The following is a 16,821-nucleotide window of genomic DNA, read 5'->3' on the forward strand; positions in this document are numbered from 1 at the left end:
ACACCCCGAAAGATTCCGCCGGCCACCCACCACACCAGCCCCCGCCAAACACGTCGGCATCAACCTACCCAAACCACAAACACCACAAAAACTAGCCAAGTGACTCAACACAGCTTGACAATTTTCGAGACTCTGACACTGGCGCGAAAATGGGCGCCCCATGCGCGCATCCAGCAGTACTACGGGGCGGCCGAGCTGGGTTTCGTGGCCGCCTCCACCGTGGAACCATCCGCGGTGGAGCCTTCGAAAGCAAGAGGGGTTGGCAGGGCCTTCCCGGGCGTCGACATCAGCATCCGCGACAACGACGGCCGTGAATTGGCCGCGGGGGAACAGGGTGACATCTGCGTGCGCAGCCCATATGTGTGCAGCGGCTACGCCTGGGGAGATGACGGCCTGGCGTTCGGTGAACCGGCCCCGTCCTGGCACACCGTCCGCGACCAAGGACACGTGGACCAGAATGGAGTCCTGCACGTGTCTGGACGCACCAGTGAGATGATCGTCACGGCCGGGGCGAATGTGTACCCGCACGCGGTAGAGGAAGGCCTGGCCGAGGCTGCCGGTGCTGCGTGCACCATTGTGGTTGCGGGCATCATGGACGGACTGCGCGGCCAACGTGTTGCTGCCGGAATTTTCAACCCTACGGGGCCGGGCGCCATTGACCTTGCTGCTCTGAGACTTGCAGCCGTACAACTTCCCGCACAGCAGCGGCCCGGCTCCTACTACTTTCTGAGCGACTTGCCGTTGACGGGGAACGGAAAGACGAGCCGGGCGATGCTCGGACAATGGATCTCTGAAGGAGATGCCCGTGCCCAACGCCTCCACTGATCCCAACACCACCGCCGTTGTCCTTGCTGCCAAGCGTGTGCCCAACGCAAAGGCGGGAGGCCCCTATGGGAAGTTCCAGGCGCATGAGCTTGCAGCGGCCGTCATTGCCAATCTGGTGGCGGAAGACAAGCTTCCGGCCGCAGAGATCAACGATGTCATTTTGGGCAATGCCACGGGCGGAGGCGGGAATGTTGCCCGGCTGGCGGCCCTGACGGCGGGACTACCGCACGGGGTGCCGGGCCTGACCGTGGACAGGCAGTGCGGTTCGGGACTTGAGGCCATCGTCTTGGCCTGCCGACTTGTTCAGGCAGGCGCGGGTGACTTGTACCTTGCCGGGGGAGTGGAGAGTATCAGCACAGCGCCTGCACGTGCCATCCGCACTGCGGACGGTGGCTTGGAGTTCTTCCAGCGAGCACAATTCGCGCCAACCGAAATCGGTGATCCGGACGCCGGGCAGGCCGCCGAAAATGTGGCCGCCCACTACGGAATCACCCGGGCGCGACAGGACCACTATGCTGTGGCAAGCCACGCGAAGGCGGTCAGCGCAGCCCTGCAGGGACGCTTCACGGGCGAACTTGTACCCTTTGCCGGACTCAGTGCAGACCAAGGCCCGCGCAGGCAGCTCACGCCAGCCCTTATGGCACGTTTTCCTGCCGTCTTTGTGCCGGGTGGAACCGTCACGGCCGGAAATTCCTGCCCCTACAGCGACGGAGCTGCTGCTGTGGTGGTCACCTCGTTGGCGCGGGCCCGGGCTCGGGCCCGCGCCATGGCGGCCAACGGCGGGATGGCCGCAATGGGCCTTATTTTTCGTAACAGCGCCACCGTAGGCAACGACCCCACGCTGTTGGGGGTGGGAGCCGCCCATTCAACCCGGCAGCTCATGGCCCACACCGGCTTTAACACGCAAGATCTCAACGGCGCCCTCGTGGAGTTCAACGAGGCTTTCGCAGCGCAGGTTCTTGCCGTCGCCGACCTACTTGGCGTTGATCCGGAGCTGTTCAACCACGACGGCGGAGCGCTGGCCTTGGGGCACCCCTACGGTGCGTCGGGGGCCGTGCTCGTGACGCGGCTGCTGACGCGGGCCCGCGGCGGAGCAGTACCTGGCACGGACGCACTAGCAATGATCAGCATGGCCGGAGGCATGGGCATTTCAGCACTCTTCCGGTGGGCCGAGTTCTAGGCGGCCCCGCGGGATGCCTATCTATCGGTCACCCTACTGGGTCAGAGAGAACCTACCGGCCACAGTATTGGCATATGGCATAAAGCAGGCGGATTCTGGAAAGCCACGTGCCCAGAACCCGCCTAGCCTGCCTTAGAGGATTTGTCCGCTAACTTGTTTGGTGACTTTCTACTGCAACCTTGGTAGCGGTCTTTCTACTGCTCGCAGCTTCCTGACGACGTTCGATCAGGCCGAACAGTGTGGCAAGGAGGGCGCCGGCAACGTTGTGCCAGATGGTCGCCACTGCGGCAGGCAAAGTGGCGATGGGACCAAAGTGGCTGTTGGCGAGGGCAGCTGCCAACCCTGCATTTTGCATACCGACTTCAACGGCAACAGCGCGTCGCTCCCGGACTCCCAGTCGTCCGGCCTTAGCAGCGAGATAACCTAGTGTGAAGCCAGCTGCGTTGTGGAGGATTACGGCAAGGACCACCATGGCGGCAGAGTTCATCACTACATCCGCACTTTTTGCCATAATTCCGGCAATGACCAGTGCCAGCACAGAAACTGAGATCCAGGGTATGGCCGATGCAATAGCCTTGACGAACTTACCTGCGAAGAGCTTGACGATGAGCCCCAACGCCACAGGAACAATCACAATTTGCATAATTTGCATGAACATGGACCAAAAATCAATCGGAAGGTAACTACCTGCAAGCCAAAGGACGATCAATGGAGTCAAGAATGGGGAGAGGATTGTCGACAGCGTCGTCATAGCAACGGAAAGGGCTACATTGCCCTTGGCGAGGTAGGCAACAATGTTAGAAGACGCCCCACCCGGAACTGCCCCCAGAAGCACCATGCCGACTACGAGCATTGGCTCGAAATTGAATAGTGTTGCAACCCCGAGTCCTAGTAGCGGCATAATACTAAATTGGGCGATGAACCCGATCACGACCGCATGCGGCATCCGAACAATGAGCTTCAGATCCGGTGCCTTCATGGTCAGACCCATGGTGAACATGACGATTCCGAGCAGATACGGAACCATCGGATTTAGTGGCAGTGCAACCTTGGGTGCAAAGATGCCGAAGGCTCCCGCTGCAACGATGATGAGCGGGAAAAGTAGTACAGCAATGCGGGCCGAACGCTTTTCACGTTCAACCTCGGTGAGGCGACTTGTTGTCATCCGGGGTTCCTTAAGCTGGATTCACGTCGAGGGCTGCCTGGAGTGCCTTCGACATGTTATGTCTTTGTCTAGTTTTCAGTCGTCGATACTCTTGCCGCCGGAGATGTACCTGTAACGCGCACGGTCAGAAAACTCCGAACCAAGCGCTCAGCTTGTGCGGAATATAAATGTGAATGGACGTAATGGATCTCGACGCGTTCGGTCACTGAGGGTATGCAAGTACACCCCAGCAGGTGAATGATGCCCGTGGTCCAAGCATTTGATATTACAGAGATCCAAGGCCACGGCTCTGCCAAGCGCGGCTAGTGTATTTGGAAACCAAGTTACGGTTTCCTCGGTTTCGAGGGTATGACAAATCACACCAATCTGCAACTTATACATCCGATGTATAACGGGACGCGGACGATCTCATCGAGTAAATTTTCTGAGGTGTTGCCGACTGTTCTACGTGTGCTGAGCCGCTCGGATGAAATGTAGCGGCAGTTCTCTCAGCGTCCCTATCGTTTTAGAAATACTCTGAAGCCTCCGGTGATACATCGGATGTATATCGTTTGTACTTGGAGGAGTACAACGGTTCCACGCTACTTATTCGACGTCGTCGTCAGGGTCGCCCAAGCCTCGTGCGGCCAGCGCTTCCCCCGTGGCGCGGGCATAGCCCACCGTGGCTATCACCACAGGAAGTGAACGAGCCAGCAGGTTGCGCTCCAAGCCCCTCGCCCGGGCGGCGTCGCGCACGTCGGCAAAGGCGCCGATGACAAAGGGGATGCTGCGCAGCATCAGCGCCACGGTCAGTGAAAAACGTTCCGGGTCGGCGCCAAACCGGGCCAGCGGCTGCACTAGAGCGGCCAGGCCGTCCAGAAGCTGGTCCACCGGGGTGGTGGCAGTAAGAATGTTCGACGCAAGCACGGTGGCCACAATGGCGGCAATCACCTGCCACGCGACTAACGGGCCATACTGCCACCACTGGTAGGCCGCAATAAGGACCAAAAAAATCAGCATCATGCGCACGGCCCGCCATATGCGCGGCCACGTCAGCCCGGCCACAAAGTGGCTGGCGGCGACCACCACCAGCGTGGCACTGGTAACCACCGCGCCCGCACGCACCGAAACGAGGGGCGAGGCCAGGCACAGAACGGCCACGGCCAACAACAGCAAGGCCTTTACCCCCAGCGGGAGCCGGTGGACGGGGGAGTTGCCCGGCACGTACCCGGCAACCAAAAATGCGTGTCCACGCACTACGCACCCACCAACATCCTGTATCGGGCAATCGCTTCCTGAGGATCGCCGTCGTACGCAACATCGCCATTGTCAATGACCAGAACACGGTCAAAGGTGGCGGCCAGCGTGAGGTCGTGGGTGGACATGACGATTTGCTGCGGCAGGATGTCGAGCCGGTCCATGAGCTGTTTCGTATTGCGCAGGTCCAGGAGCGTGGACGGCTCGTCAAGAACAAGGATGTCGGGTGCCACGGCAAGAACTGTGGCCAGCGCCGTTAGCTGGCGTTCGCCGCCGGACAACTCGAAAATACTGCTCTGGGCCAGGTGCCCTAAGCCGTAATCGGCCAGAATCGCCGCGGCCTTCTCGGCCCGCTCCTTCTTGCCCAGCTTTTGCCGCCGCAGCGACAGTTCCAGATCTTCCTGAGGCGTCGGCATCACCAGCTGCGACAGCGGATCGGTGAACACGAAGCCCACGCTGCGCCGCACTGCCGTGGCCTGGGTGCGGGTGTTGCGCCCGTTCACGTGCACGGTCCCGGTCGAGGGCAGCACCAGTCCGTTGATCAGGCGCAGTAGGGTCGACTTCCCCGAGCCGTTGGCGCCGATGACGGCAATGCGCTGTTCAGCCAGGGTCAGGGTGAGCGGGGCAAGGATGCCCTTGTCGTGCGTGCTGCGCGGGTCCGACGGCGGAATGCTCACCCCGGCGCCGACCATGACAATCGAGTTTCGTGCGGAAGCATTCACTTGCGGCGGCGCACCAACAGATCAGGGAAGGCGCGGTGGAGGCTGAGTGCAACGAGGACGGCCAGCACGTTTTTGATGATGTCCCCGGGCAGGAAGATCATGTCGGCGACCACGGCGGTTTGGACGCCCATGCCTTTCATGACAAATCCCACAATGCCGAAAAGGTGAATCACCACGGTTCCGGCCATGGCAGCGCGGAACAGGGCTGCGGCGCGCCAGTGGCTGCGAACTGCCATAGTGGCCAGCAATCCGACCACCGCGGCACCAAACACGAAGCCCACAATGTATCCGGCGGACGGACTGGCCAACACGGCCGGCCCGGCTCGGAAACCGCTGAAGATGGGCAGTCCCACGAGCCCGAGCAGCACGTAGAGGCCTACAGCTGCGGTGCCACGGCCAAATCCAAGGACCAGTCCGCAGAGGATCACCACTAGGGTCTGCAACGTAATGGCCACCCCGAGCGGGCCCACATTGATGCCCGGCACGGCGATGGACGCAGCCAAGAGGGCGGCAAAAACAGCGATGAGGGACAGGTCCATGGCACCCCAGCGCTGCCGCCCTCGAGTGTGCTGCTTCTCGCCTGAGCCTTCACCCGGGAGTTCGCTGGGTGTGGTCAAAGTCTCATTTACAGGCCGGGAAGAAGTCATTATTGCTGCTTTCGTTGAAGTCTGAACACACAGGGATTTCCGCTGCCACTGAACCTCGTTAGACTGGATTGGTTGTTCAACGCTGCTCGCTGCCATTTTTGCCGGGAGTTTCGTTTCGCGGCATCTACCCACTTACGTGAAAGGTTACTACGTTGATATCGGTCCAAGACCTTGAGTTACGTGCTGGAGCGCGCCTGCTCATGGACGAAGTATCCTTCCGCATCGACAGCGGTGACAAGATCGGACTGGTGGGTCGCAACGGTGCAGGTAAAACCACGCTGACGCGCGTGCTCGCTGGCGAGGGTCTGCCCGCCGGTGGCAAAGTCATCCGCACCGGCGAGATCGGCTATCTGCCGCAGGACCCTCGCACCCCTGACATGGAGCAGTTGGCGAAGGACCGCATCCTTTCAGCGCGCGACCTGGACAAGGTCATCACGAAGTTGCGCAAGGCCGAGACTGACATGGCCAGCGAAGACGATTCCATCCGTGACAAGGCCATGCGACGCTACGACAGGCTCGAAATCGAGTTCCTGGCCAACGGCGGCTACGCAGCCGAAGCCGAAGCGGCCGCGATCTCCTCCAACCTGGCCCTGCCTGAGCGCATCCTGAACCAGCCGTTGAAAACACTTTCCGGTGGTCAGCGGCGCCGCGTGGAGCTGGCCCGCATCCTTTTCTCCGGCGCCCAGACCATGCTTCTGGATGAGCCCACCAACCACCTCGATGCCGACTCCATCGCCTGGCTGCGCGAGTTTTTGAAGAACCACAACGGCGGCTTGATCGTGATCAGCCACGACACGGAACTGCTGGAAGCCACAGTGAACAAGGTCTACCACTTGGACGCAAACCGGGCCACCATTGACCAGTACAACCTGGGCTGGAAAAAATACCTGACCCAGCGTGAAACCGATGAACGCGCACGACGCCGGGAACGCGCCAACGCGGAAAAGAAGGCCGGGGTCCTCATGGACCAGGCCAACAAGATGCGCGCCAAGGCGACCAAGGCTGTAGCAGCACAAAACATGGCCAAGCGCGCCGAGCGTCTGCTGGCCGGACTCGAAGAGGTTCGGGCACAGGACAAGGTTGCAGCACTGCGCTTCCCCAACCCCTCCCCATGCGGAAAGACGCCGCTCACCGCCGAGGGCCTGAGCAAGTCATATGGTTCGCTGGAAATTTTCACCGATGTCAGCCTGGCCATCGATCGGGGATCAAAAGTAGTCATCCTGGGCCTCAATGGTGCAGGTAAGACGACGTTGCTGCGTATGCTTGCTGGAGTGTCCAAGCCGGACACCGGTGAGGTCATCGCCGGGCACGGACTTAAAGTTGGCTACTACGCCCAGGAACACGACACCCTTGATGTAACCCGCACGGTGCTGGAAAACATGCGCTCAGCTGCCGGTGACATGAACGACGCCGAAGTTCGCGGCATCCTGGGCTCCTTCCTGTTCTCCGGTGATGACGTGAACAAGCCTGCCGGTGTGCTTTCCGGTGGGGAAAAGACGCGTCTGGCCTTGGCGACCATTGTTGCCTCCAGCGCCAACGTCCTGCTGCTCGATGAGCCCACCAACAACCTTGACCCCGCCAGCCGCGCGGAGATCCTGGGGGCCCTGAAGAACTACACGGGCGCTGTTGTCCTCGTTAGCCATGACGAGGGCGCTGTTGCGGCCCTCGACCCGGAACGTGTAGTCCTGTTACCCGACGGTGACGAAGACCTGTGGAACCAGGACTACCTGGACCTCATCACCTTGGCTTAGTTGTTGTTGGCGTCACCCCAGAAAACGGAAAACGTACGATATGGGCAAAGGCGGCCAGGTAGCCTCGGCTACCGGCTTGACGATTGGATCTGGTCGTAGTCTGTCCGTCTGCGTAACGATATGCGGGACGGCGATGAGGCTTCTCATGCTTGTATGCGGTTAGTTGCCGTGAATGTTCCATTGAGGGGTTTCGCCTGCTGGACAGCGGTCCCCACCCCCACCGTTGACGCTGACGCGGGCATCCCATTCGAAGCCGGTACCGAGTCCTTTCAGGTCGTCCAGGGGAAAGTGGGCGGTTACTGTCTGGTTGGTAACGACTGTTGCGGGGGTGATTTTTTTCGGGGTTGAGGAATTTAGGTCGTAGATGAATTGGGCGCTCTCTGTCCCGTCCCTGAACTCTGTGCCGAGCTGGTATCTAATTTTGTAGTCCGGGCTCCTGGCCATGCTGAACAAGAGAATGTCATCCGCGGTGGGCAGGGGAGCGGAGAGTGTATATTCCACCAACAATTCTGCGCCATCGCTCTGTAAGCGGACCTGCTTCAGATCAATCTCTTGTGCTCCATTGCTGGTGGAGTCCTTGCAGATGGATTCCACGATCTTCGACCCGCTGGATGCGGTTGACGCTGGTTGGTGCGAATCCTGTGAAGCAGGGGCGGAACCGCACCCGGTCAGGACCAGAAGTGCTACTGTGCATATAATCCAGAGACGATTCATGACTTCGATTCAACCATGCCACCCATTCCTCGCTGTCAAAGATGGCCATTAAGATTCTGGTGTTTCCCTCGACGAGGTTCAGCGCCCGTTTCAGCGATGACGTGCATCCGAATGGCTAAGTTCCTTTGATTCAGCTGTAGAAAACGATCTTGCCCAGCCGTTTCGCCTTGGTCGAGCGAACTCGTGAAATCCATTCTGCTGGTGTGCTGAATGTGCAGATCAGGCTTATCACTGCGCGGGACATTCGCGGATGGGGAACGTCGTACGCCACCTCCGTGGACTTGACCGCTATCGGATCCACGGGCAGAGTCCTCGGCATGATATTCGATGAGCTCTTAGGGGGCGCTCAGTGGTGATCGACCTTCGCGATGTGGCCGCACCACCGTGGGAAGAGGACCTGCTAGTCACCGCCCAGCCCAAGGGAGTCTTGGAGGTGAGGTCGCTGGTGCGCGGTGCGCGTTGCGCCACGTTCGAGACGGTCTGGGGCTCCGGTGGCGTCTGGCGGGGGGCACTGGTGCCCGGTGAGCGCTCCGTGGTGGTGGCTGGCGCGTGGGAGCGCCACGGCGTGTGCGGGTACGATCTAACGGGACAGCGGCTGTGGCAGGACCGCAGCCGCACGAACGTAGAGGCCGTGACTGCCTTGGCTGGAGGTCGTGTGGTTGTCACTTACCTCCGCAGGGCCACCCGCGTGCTGGAGGCAGCGACCGGGGAGGAGGAGCGTTCCCTGCGCGGGGTGTTGAGGGTGATCGCGCTGACTTCGGACCTCTCGCTTGCAGTGGGTGGCGGTTGGTGCCGACTGCTGGATCGTTCGCTGGATCTGCTGGGGTCCCGGATTGCGACCGGGCTGGGTCAGGTTTGGTTCGCGGCTAGCGACGGGGAGCACCCGGCGGTCACCGACAACGGGTTCTTAAGAATCCTCGACTCCGATGGGCGGGAACGAGCGAGGGTGGCTGAGGACTTCATCCGTCACGTCCTCCACGACCCGGTGACGGGGACCTGGGTCGCGGTCCACGAGACTTCCGAGGGGAAGAACTCCCTGCTCCGGTTCAGCAACGACGGCGAGGTTCTGGAGCGACGTCCCTGGGACCTCCGCGTCAGCGGTACGGCGTCGATGCGCGGAGGCAGGACGTTGAGCCTGATTACCGCTGAAGGCGGGCAGGTCGTGAACTGCGCGGACTGGAGCGTGCGCGGGCTTGAGGCGACGTGATCCTGGGCGCCGAGTAGCCCGTGGCATTTCCACGGTCTGACGGCTGTGCCTGCCATCACCAGCGGCCAGCTCGCCACCAGCACATCGCTCGCTTTTCGATATGACCGAGCCTTCCTCCCTGACATGGGCCAGCATTTCGGGCGGGCGGCCGATCTCGGCGAGTGTCATTTTCTCTAATGGATATTGGCTGGCCCGGGGCTGGCTGGCAGACTGGTGCTACTCCGGCCGGGTGTGACTCGCTCATTTTCTGACCTGCCACGGCAGTGTCCTACTTCTGACATGTCCGCCTGGTCGGGGCTGTACCTTTCTGGCCCGCTTCGATGGCTTCATAGAAGGTTGTCCGGCCCCTTCAAAAGGTAGGAGCCGTGACTCGTTAGAGAACTGCCTCGGCGTGACTCTTCCCGGATCGGCGTTAGGAACAATGCCCTCTCGAAGGGAGAGCCAGAGATGACCATCGTGGCCAACCAATACACCCATGTCGTAGGCGTGGACACCCATGCCAAAACCCACACCTACGCCATCCTTGCCTCGGCGACCGGACAAGTCCAAGACACCGCAACGTTTCCGACCAGCCCGCCAGGCATCGCCCGAGCCGCCGACTGGATGAACAGACGCGCCGGGGAAGGGCAGCTCCTGGTTTCCGTGGAGGGTGCGAGCTCCTACGGTGCTGGCCTAACCCGGGCGCTCCACAGTGCCGGGATCAGCGTCTGTGATGTGCGGCCCCCACGCAGAACCTCCCGGAGGGGCCGGGGGAAGTCCGATGCCATTGATGCTGTGACAGCAGCGCAGTCCGTCCTTGGCATCGAGGTCGCTTCCCTGATCGAGCCCCGCGCCCACGGTGAGAGGAACGCACTGCGGATCCTGCTGGGTACCCGACGGCTCATGGATCGCCAACGCACAGCCGACCGGCTGGCACTGACAGCGATTATCCGCACTACCGAGCTGGGTGTTGATGGCCGCCAGGCACTAACAGATGCCCAAATCCGTGCCATCGCTGCATGGCGGACACGCTCCCGGGACGATCGGGCCGACAAGCTCGCGCGGGAGGAAGCACGCCGGCTGGCCAGAGCAGTCCTTGCCTTTACCGCCGAGCTGGAAACCAACAGGACCCACATATCTGACATCGCCCAGGACATGGCGCCGGGCTTGATGGACCTGCCGGGGCTGGGCCCGGTCAGTTCAGCAGTCGTGCTCGTCGCCTACTCCCACCACGGAAGGATCCATTCCGAGGCAGCCTTCGCGGCCATCGCCGGAGTCAACCCCATCCCCGCCTCTTCGGGCAACACCATCCGACACCGCCTCAACCGCCAAGGCGATCGGCAACTAAACAAGGCACTGCACACGATCGCCAGGACGCGCATGCAGTTCGACGCCGAAACGAAGGAATACGTTCAAAGGCGCACCGCTGAAGGTAAGACCCTCAGAGAGATCCGTCGGTGCCTCAAACGATCTATCGCCTGACAACTATTCAGGAAACTACAAACGCTTATGGCTTGACTCGAAGCATAGAAGGGTCAGAAGACGAGTGCACAAATGACAGGAGTCGTGTTCACTCATCCGTTTTGTCAGAAGTGCTCTACCCAGAATTTCAGAAGACGTTTGCACAGCGCTCCCCATGCCCGCAGGGGGAACGGCGATTGAGACAAGTTATTGCCTTGACAAGTGGTCGACCAGATATGCCGAGGCTTTTAGGGTGAGATGGGGTTGGGCAGTCCGCAGGCATCGTATTGCTGTGACGTTATGGTCTGTTGGATCTACTCCAGCTTCATCAAGAACATTCTTTGCCCATTCGCGTGCGGCGGATGGCGGTCCGGCTAGGTCTGACGAACCGCCAAAGATGCTCTGCAATCGCTGTCGAGGATCTTCTTTATCGCCGAAGACCTTTGCCGCTAGTTCGCTCTGCATAGTTCCATCCCATTTACGTTGCCTTTTGGACAGTCTAAGCAGAGACCAAGCACGTTATCGAGCCTGTCCCCCAAACCGGTCCACCACCGGACACATCTTCCGCTGACCTGCTGCTTTGCAAATGGTGGCTCAGGAAGTGTCCGTCCAGGGTGTCCGGTGATAAGTCCGGTGAAGGGGCAGGCGATATACGGCACACCATTTAGGACGCCCTAGCGTACGGATTTTACATTTTCTGCTGCGAACCCTTGTTCCCCACAAGACTTGATCCCACCAAGGATCAGGGTAGCTGTGTGGTTTGTTGGCGGACGCAGCAGGCTGCCTATTGAGCTCCGCATCATGACGTGGACCATGCGACATCCCACCCAGAGCATTGATGCCGATACCCAGGCGGTGATCAACATTGCGGTGATCCGCGGCAAATCCCACGATGGGATGTGGGGTTGGGCGCTGGCATCCGCAGTCAAGAAGAACGGTGGATCACCGATACTCCGAGGGGAGCGCTCGAGGTGAAATTCGTCGGCCCCAAGGAGTGGGGCATCCTCGATCACGACGTGAGATTTCCCTGACGAGGAGTTTAAATCGGAGGCCGCTCTTGTCAGTGTGGACCTTACCCGGCTGAAGTCGATTGTGCAGGCCGGCTGTCACCGAGACTTCTTCAGCGTACGGCGGTTTCAGTGGCACTGGTGGCTTCCAGCAGCTGCTGGTAACTCATGGACAGCATGGCCTGATGGCTGCCAGCACCTGCCCATAGGACTGGGTATTGGGCCAGGTCGGTGTCGAGAAATGCCCGGATGGGTGAGGGGTGGCCCAATGGGGCGACGCCGCCCACAGGTTGGCCTGCGTGTGCCAGTACAAAGTCAGGGTCGGCACGGTTGATCTTGGGCAGACCATGGTCCCTGGCCACCATCTTAACGTTCACTTTAGCGGCACCGCTGGCCAGAATAAGCAACGGTTCCCCGCCACACTCAAAAATCAGGCTGTTGGCGATCGCACCCACTTCGCAGCCAAGCACGGCCGCTGCCGTAGCCGCAGTGGCCACCGAATCCGGAACTACAACAACAGTGTCTGGCAGTCCAGCCGCGAGCAGAGCCGCTCGCACGGTCTCCACCACGTCACTCGCAGGTAACATCCTAGAACCCTTGCGAATCCAGGAGAGCGTCCTCGGCCTCTTCAGCTGTGGGCCGAGCCCCGGGCTTGCGCACCTTCTGGTGTCTGCGCGGGTGAAAAGCCGAGCCCCTGCCATATAGTTCCTCTGCTGGAATCCCCGATTCTGCCGCCTCGAGGGCGTCATAGTCATCGTTGCGGCGTTGCATGCGCGCTGCGTAGCCAAAGCCGACGAACGCAAGGATGCCAAAAGCAATCCACTGCAGTGCGTAGCTCAGGTGGGAACCTTCGTCGATGGACGGCGCAGGGAATGGCACGGGGTTGCTGGCAGCGGCCGGGGTTTCACTCGCCAGCTGACCATAGGCGCCCGTCTTGATGGGGTAGTTCAGCTGCGCTGCGTAGTCATTGAGCTCAATCGAGGCAAGCTGTCCCTCAGGGGCACCACGATTGAGCTGTGGCTCGGCAGGTTTGAGGCGTGCCACCACCGTGACAACGCCGGCTTCCGGCTGGGGGACTGTATCCGGGTGTCCAGGGACCTTGTTGCCAATGGGCAGCCAGCCACGGTCAATGATGACGGTGTCTCCGTTTTCGAGCCTCAGCGGCACCACCACCTCGTAGCCGGCAGCCCCGTTCAGTGGCCGGTTCCTTACAACGCGCTGGTCGGCCGTTTGGTAGGTGCCCTTCAGACGCACTTGGGTCCATTCCTTGGCGGGGTCCAGCGCGTCAAAGTTCGTGGCCGCGTCCGCATAGTCCACAACGGTGCCAGAATAGTTCTGCTGGATCTTGTTGATGTTCTCCACCACGGCATTGCGGCGGTTCATCTGCCAGTTCCCCAAAGCTACGCAGGCGATGGCAAAAACCAGGGCCATCGCAAAATACCCCAGCCACCGGCTGGAGAACAAAAATTTGTACGTCTTCATGAATTAGGCGGAATCCTTAGAGCTCAAGGGCAGAGTTTCCTTCCACAGGGAACGGCTTTTCAAATAGTCTTCAAGCCAGTGCGCATGGTCGGTGCAGGCCAGCCAAATCTTACGGCGTTCAGCTGTGTGAATCTTGGGATTGTTCCACAGCAGTTGGGTGGTGGCGTGTGCCCGGCAGCCCTTGCGGGAGCAGATAGGCGCCTCAGGTTCCACTGGATCCGCCCCGGGGAGCATGTCAAAGATGTCCATGACCCTCTTTTTCCTCTGTTTCATTTGCCTCGTCGGGAACGATTTCCCCGGTGAGGATGTCGCTTGGGGGGCAATCGTCGTCGTCCGTGGCCTGCTCGGACCCTTTGAGGGCATACATGGGCGCCTCGTCGAGGAGTTCGACGGTTTCCTGATGGTAGATGTCAGCACCTCCATTGGCGAGGATCACAGCAACCCAGGGCAGCACCACGGCGCCGACGACCGGGATGATCTTGAACCAGCCGTCAAAAACAAATATTGCGCCCAAGCAGACCATGCGAATGGCCATGGTCACGGAATACTTCACCAAGCGGTGGTGCATTTCTTCGCTGTGCGGCGCGGCTGCGTTGGTAATGGCCTGAACTTCGGGCGCTGTTGAGCGGTGGCGATACTTGCCGTGCCGTCTGGCACCGAACTTCGGCGTAGCTGATTGCTGATTCATCACACTCCAAGGGACACGTTCATTCTCTCACTGCGGGGTTGTGCTGCCAAAAGCAAACTGTGATCCACTGTGCCTTTCCCCGTAGGATTCCATCATTAGTGTTGTCTTTTTTGTTTCTGTTCTTATCTGGAGGAATACATGAGTGCACCGGCAGTCGAAGAGCACCAGGGCCGCAGTGTCTTGGTCACCGGCGGCAACCGCGGCATTGGGCTCGCCATAGCCCTTGCCTTTCTGGCCAACGGAGACAAGGTCGCCGTGACGTACAGGAGCCCGTCGGAGCTGCCTGAAGGTATTCTGGGAGTTCAGGCTGACGTGACGGACGCTGCCTCCATCGACGCGGCATTTACCGAAGTTGAGGCCGCACACGGCCCCGTCGAGGTACTGGTGGCCAATGCGGGCATCACGAAGGACACTTTGCTGATGCGCATGAGCGAAGAGGACTTCACTTCGGTCGTGGACACGAACCTGACGGGTGCTTTTCGCGTCATCAAGCGTGCATCCAAGGGCATGATCCGTAAGCGCAAGGGCCGTGTGGTGCTTATATCCTCGGTTGTGGGCCTGTACGGTTCACCGGGGCAGATCAACTATGCTGCGTCCAAGGCCGGACTGGTGGGCATTGCCCGTTCCCTGACGCGCGAGCTCGGTTCCCGCGGGATCACCGCAAACGTGGTGGCGCCGGGCTTCATCAGCACGGACATGACGGCCTTACTGCCTGAAGAGACACAGAAGCAGTACCTGGCCACGATTCCAGCAGCACGCTTTGCGACGGCGGAAGAGGTCGCCAACGTGGTGCGCTGGGTTTCCAGCGACGAAGCCGCCTACATTAGCGGCGCCGTCATCCCTGTTGATGGCGGTCTCGGGATGGGCCATTAGCACCTGCCCTGCGGCGCGGGCACAGGTGCCCCTAGTTCTTGTATTGATTAGACGAAAATAAGGATGTTTTTATGGGAAAGCTTGATGGAAAGACAGCCATTGTCACCGGTTCCTCACGTGGGGTTGGTGCCGATGTAGCCAAATTTTTGGCTGAGGAAGGCGCAGCAGTGGTCGTCAACTACCGGCAGAAGGCTCCGCGAGCCAACAAGGTGGTGGCGCAGATCGTTGAGGCTGGTGGCCGTGCCGTGGCCGTAGGTGCGGACCTGACCACGCAGGAAGGCGTGCAGGCCCTTGTCAGCGCCGCACTGGAGAACTTCGGTTCGCTGGACCTGTTGGTGCTGAACGCTTCCGGCGGCATGGAAAGCGGCATGGCAGAGAACTATGCGCTCATGCTGAACCGCGATGCCCAGGTGAACCTGCTCAACGCTGCCTGGCCCGTCCTCACACCCGGCTCACGCGTAGTCTTCGTCACCAGTCATCAGGCACACTTTATTGAAACAGTGCCCACCATGCCCGAGTACGAGCCTGTCGCCAAGAGCAAGCGCGCCGGTGAGGACGCATTGCGCGCCTTGATTCCCAACCTGGCCACCGAGGACATCTCCCTGGTGGTGGTCTCAGGGGACATGATCGAGGGGACGGTCACGGCAACCTTGCTTGACCGCGCCAACCCGGGCGCCATCGAGGCCCGCCGTGCAGAAGCAGGACGACTGTACACCGTGGCCGAATTTGCAGCAGAAATTGCTGCCGCCGCCACGGCAGATGTCCCCAGCGGACACACCGAGTACGTGGGCGGCGCAGACTACTTCAAGTAGCCAACCCGTCATTATCCATCTGGGGCCTGGGCCGGACTGCACAAGCAGTCCGGCCCAGGCCCCAGATGTTTAAAGCGCACGTTTTGAGCACTGCTGGTGCTTTACGCGTTGGGTTTAGCGGTTGGGAATGTTGGCCAGGATCAGTGCCACATCCAAGTTGGGCAAGTTGATCTGCGCATCGGCGGCCGCCCGGACGGCAGGCTTGGCATTGAAGGCAACGCCGAGTGCGGCGGCGGCCATCATGTCCAGATCATTGGCACCGTCACCCAGCGCCATGGTGGCGGTTGGAGCGATTCCAGCTTCGGCACTCCATTCGCGCAGTTTCACAGCCTTGGTGGCGCGATCCACCACATCACCGCGCACTTTTCCGGTGAGGTGCCCGTCAATGATCTCAAGATCGTTCGCGAGGGCGTGGTCCAATCCCAGCCGTTCGGCCAGCGGCGCCAGAATCTGCGAGAATCCACCCGACACGGCAGCTACAACGTGCCCCGCAGCCTTGGCCTCGGAGATGAGCCGTTCGGCACCCACCGACAATTTGATTTTCGCGCCCACCTCGGCCAGCACGCTTTCAGGAAGGCCTGCGAGGGTGGCGACGCGGTGGTGCAGGCTCTGCGCGAAGTCGAGTTCCCCGCGCATGGCTGCAGCGGTGACCTTGGCCACTTCAGCCTCCGTGCCGGCATGCGCTGCGAGCAGTTCAATGACTTCTTGCTGAATGAGTGTGGAGTCAACGTCCATGATGATGAACTTGCGTGTCGCGGTGCGCAGCGAGTCTGGAACGACGGCGGTGCTCACGTTTTGTTCCCCCGACTCGGCGAGTGCCTTGCGCACACGGGCCAGTCGGGCGGCAGCTTGTGCCTCGCTGGTTCCGCTGGGGTTGAGGGAGCCTAGTTCACGCACCACGGCTTCAAAGCCTGGATGGCTCTCCCTGCGTTCCGAGGCAATCGCATAGCCGTGGTCGACAAGAACTTCCCGAACCGTTTCAAGGGCTGCGGGGGAGAGCACTTCGGCATAGCTGACTGCTGTAAATGTGGAGGGCATGCTGTTAATTCTAGCCACTCTCAGGCTGCCATGA

The 16,821-nt window shown here is 60.5% G+C and carries 17 protein-coding genes; 7 read left to right on the forward strand and 10 right to left on the reverse strand.

Translation table 11 applies throughout. The features are described from left to right. Positions 1 to 99: 99 nt before the first annotated feature. Both JMA46_RS14100 and JMA46_RS14105 read left to right on the forward strand, forming a co-directional pair. Positions 100 to 825, forward strand: coding sequence for an AMP-binding protein (locus tag JMA46_RS14100; RefSeq protein ID WP_207345981.1), 726 nt, complete (start codon positions 100 to 102; stop codon positions 823 to 825). After that, entirely contained in the window at positions 806 to 2,005 is a 1,200-nt protein-coding gene (locus tag JMA46_RS14105; protein WP_348770180.1) for a thiolase family protein, read from the forward strand. The genes JMA46_RS14100 and JMA46_RS14105 overlap by 20 nt, the downstream gene beginning before the upstream one ends. Before the next feature lie 148 nt (positions 2,006 to 2,153). On the opposite strand, the gene JMA46_RS14110 is transcribed toward JMA46_RS14105, so the two are convergent. The 4 genes from JMA46_RS14110 to JMA46_RS14125 form a co-directional block, all read right to left on the reverse strand. Further along, entirely contained in the window at positions 2,154 to 3,170 is a 1,017-nt protein-coding gene (locus JMA46_RS14110; RefSeq protein ID WP_207345983.1) for a bile acid:sodium symporter family protein, read from the reverse strand. A 585-nt stretch (positions 3,171 to 3,755) separates the two neighbouring features. Next, a complete protein-coding gene (locus JMA46_RS14115) occupies positions 3,756 to 4,406 on the reverse strand; it encodes an energy-coupling factor transporter transmembrane protein EcfT (protein ID WP_207345984.1) in 651 nt (216 codons plus the stop codon). Further along, positions 4,406 to 5,098, reverse strand: coding sequence for an ABC transporter ATP-binding protein (locus tag JMA46_RS14120; protein WP_207346009.1), 693 nt, complete (start codon positions 5,096 to 5,098; stop codon positions 4,406 to 4,408). The genes JMA46_RS14115 and JMA46_RS14120 overlap by 1 nt, the downstream gene beginning before the upstream one ends. Before the next feature lie 26 nt (positions 5,099 to 5,124). Further along, positions 5,125 to 5,775, reverse strand: a complete 651-nt coding sequence (locus JMA46_RS14125; RefSeq protein ID WP_207345985.1) for a biotin transporter BioY — start codon at positions 5,773 to 5,775, stop codon at positions 5,125 to 5,127. Positions 5,776 to 5,927: 152 nt separating this feature from the next. Here JMA46_RS14125 and JMA46_RS14130 point away from each other — a divergent pair, with 152 nt between their 5' ends. After that, positions 5,928 to 7,526, forward strand: coding sequence for an ABC-F family ATP-binding cassette domain-containing protein (locus tag JMA46_RS14130; protein ID WP_207345986.1), 1,599 nt, complete (start codon positions 5,928 to 5,930; stop codon positions 7,524 to 7,526). A 159-nt stretch (positions 7,527 to 7,685) separates the two neighbouring features. On the opposite strand, the gene JMA46_RS14135 is transcribed toward JMA46_RS14130, so the two are convergent. Continuing rightward, positions 7,686 to 8,120 (reverse strand): hypothetical protein, encoded by a 435-nt coding sequence (locus tag JMA46_RS14135; protein ID WP_207345987.1) that lies wholly within the window; start codon positions 8,118 to 8,120, stop codon positions 7,686 to 7,688. A gap of 469 nt (positions 8,121 to 8,589) precedes the next feature. Here JMA46_RS14135 and JMA46_RS14140 point away from each other — a divergent pair, with 469 nt between their 5' ends. Next, positions 8,590 to 9,447, forward strand: coding sequence for a hypothetical protein (locus tag JMA46_RS14140; RefSeq protein ID WP_207345988.1), 858 nt, complete (start codon positions 8,590 to 8,592; stop codon positions 9,445 to 9,447). Between the two features lie 447 nt (positions 9,448 to 9,894). Further along, positions 9,895 to 10,908 carry an IS110 family transposase gene (locus JMA46_RS14145; RefSeq protein ID WP_207345989.1) on the forward strand — a complete coding sequence of 338 codons (1,014 nt, stop codon included), beginning with the start codon at positions 9,895 to 9,897 and terminating at the stop codon, positions 10,906 to 10,908. 1,099 nt (positions 10,909 to 12,007) lie between these two features. Here JMA46_RS14145 and JMA46_RS14150 read toward each other — a convergent pair. From JMA46_RS14150 to JMA46_RS14165, 4 genes are read right to left on the reverse strand one after another with little or no spacing between them, the layout of a single operon-like run. Then, positions 12,008 to 12,481, reverse strand: coding sequence for a YbaK/EbsC family protein (locus JMA46_RS14150; protein ID WP_207345990.1), 474 nt, complete (start codon positions 12,479 to 12,481; stop codon positions 12,008 to 12,010). Between the two features lies 1 nt (position 12,482). Next, positions 12,483 to 13,376, reverse strand: a complete 894-nt coding sequence (locus tag JMA46_RS14155) for an SURF1 family protein (RefSeq protein ID WP_207345991.1) — start codon at positions 13,374 to 13,376, stop codon at positions 12,483 to 12,485. 3 nt (positions 13,377 to 13,379) lie between these two features. Continuing rightward, the gene (locus tag JMA46_RS14160; RefSeq protein ID WP_207345992.1) at positions 13,380 to 13,625 is read right to left on the reverse strand and encodes a hypothetical protein; all 246 of its coding nucleotides are present in this window, start codon (positions 13,623 to 13,625) and stop codon (positions 13,380 to 13,382) included. Beyond that, positions 13,612 to 14,064: a DUF3099 domain-containing protein gene (locus JMA46_RS14165; protein ID WP_207345993.1), complete on the reverse strand. Its 453-nt coding sequence runs from the start codon at positions 14,062 to 14,064 to the stop codon at positions 13,612 to 13,614. Before JMA46_RS14165 ends, JMA46_RS14160 begins: the two co-directional genes overlap by 14 nt. Positions 14,065 to 14,202: 138 nt before the next feature. Between JMA46_RS14165 and JMA46_RS14170 the strand changes: the two genes are divergently transcribed. Both JMA46_RS14170 and JMA46_RS14175 read left to right on the forward strand, forming a co-directional pair. Next, entirely contained in the window at positions 14,203 to 14,937 is a 735-nt protein-coding gene (locus JMA46_RS14170) for a beta-ketoacyl-ACP reductase (protein WP_207345994.1), read from the forward strand. A gap of 71 nt (positions 14,938 to 15,008) precedes the next feature. Then, the gene (locus JMA46_RS14175; RefSeq protein WP_207345995.1) at positions 15,009 to 15,749 is read left to right on the forward strand and encodes an SDR family oxidoreductase; all 741 of its coding nucleotides are present in this window, start codon (positions 15,009 to 15,011) and stop codon (positions 15,747 to 15,749) included. Positions 15,750 to 15,863: 114 nt separating this feature from the next. Here the strand turns inward: JMA46_RS14175 and serB are convergent, their stop codons facing one another. After that, complete coding sequence (gene serB, locus JMA46_RS14180; protein ID WP_207345996.1) at positions 15,864 to 16,787, reverse strand: phosphoserine phosphatase SerB; 924 nt, start codon at positions 16,785 to 16,787, stop codon at positions 15,864 to 15,866. Between the last annotated feature and the right edge of the window lie 34 nt (positions 16,788 to 16,821).

Origin of the sequence: Arthrobacter sp. E3, assembly GCF_017353415.1 — a bacterium.
Classification (GTDB): Bacteria; Actinomycetota; Actinomycetes; order Actinomycetales; family Micrococcaceae; genus Specibacter.

What these genes read in the sequence shown, in the direction of transcription:
- JMA46_RS14170 (WP_207345994.1), top strand. Translation starts at nt 14,203, where the DNA reads ATGAGTGCACCGGCAGTCGAAGAGCACCAGGGCCGCAGTGTCTTGGTC.
- JMA46_RS14120 (WP_207346009.1), bottom strand. Translation starts at nt 5,098, where the DNA reads ATGGTCGGCGCCGGGGTGAGCATTCCGCCGTCGGACCCGCGCAGCACG.
- JMA46_RS14125 (WP_207345985.1), bottom strand. Translation starts at nt 5,775, where the DNA reads ATGACTTCTTCCCGGCCTGTAAATGAGACTTTGACCACACCCAGCGAA.
- JMA46_RS14110 (WP_207345983.1), bottom strand. Translation starts at nt 3,170, where the DNA reads ATGACAACAAGTCGCCTCACCGAGGTTGAACGTGAAAAGCGTTCGGCC.
- serB (WP_207345996.1), bottom strand. Translation starts at nt 16,787, where the DNA reads ATGCCCTCCACATTTACAGCAGTCAGCTATGCCGAAGTGCTCTCCCCC.
- JMA46_RS14145 (WP_207345989.1), top strand. Translation starts at nt 9,895, where the DNA reads ATGACCATCGTGGCCAACCAATACACCCATGTCGTAGGCGTGGACACC.
- JMA46_RS14175 (WP_207345995.1), top strand. Translation starts at nt 15,009, where the DNA reads ATGGGAAAGCTTGATGGAAAGACAGCCATTGTCACCGGTTCCTCACGT.
- JMA46_RS14165 (WP_207345993.1), bottom strand. Translation starts at nt 14,064, where the DNA reads ATGAATCAGCAATCAGCTACGCCGAAGTTCGGTGCCAGACGGCACGGC.
- JMA46_RS14155 (WP_207345991.1), bottom strand. Translation starts at nt 13,376, where the DNA reads ATGAAGACGTACAAATTTTTGTTCTCCAGCCGGTGGCTGGGGTATTTT.
- JMA46_RS14150 (WP_207345990.1), bottom strand. Translation starts at nt 12,481, where the DNA reads ATGTTACCTGCGAGTGACGTGGTGGAGACCGTGCGAGCGGCTCTGCTC.
- JMA46_RS14160 (WP_207345992.1), bottom strand. Translation starts at nt 13,625, where the DNA reads ATGGACATCTTTGACATGCTCCCCGGGGCGGATCCAGTGGAACCTGAG.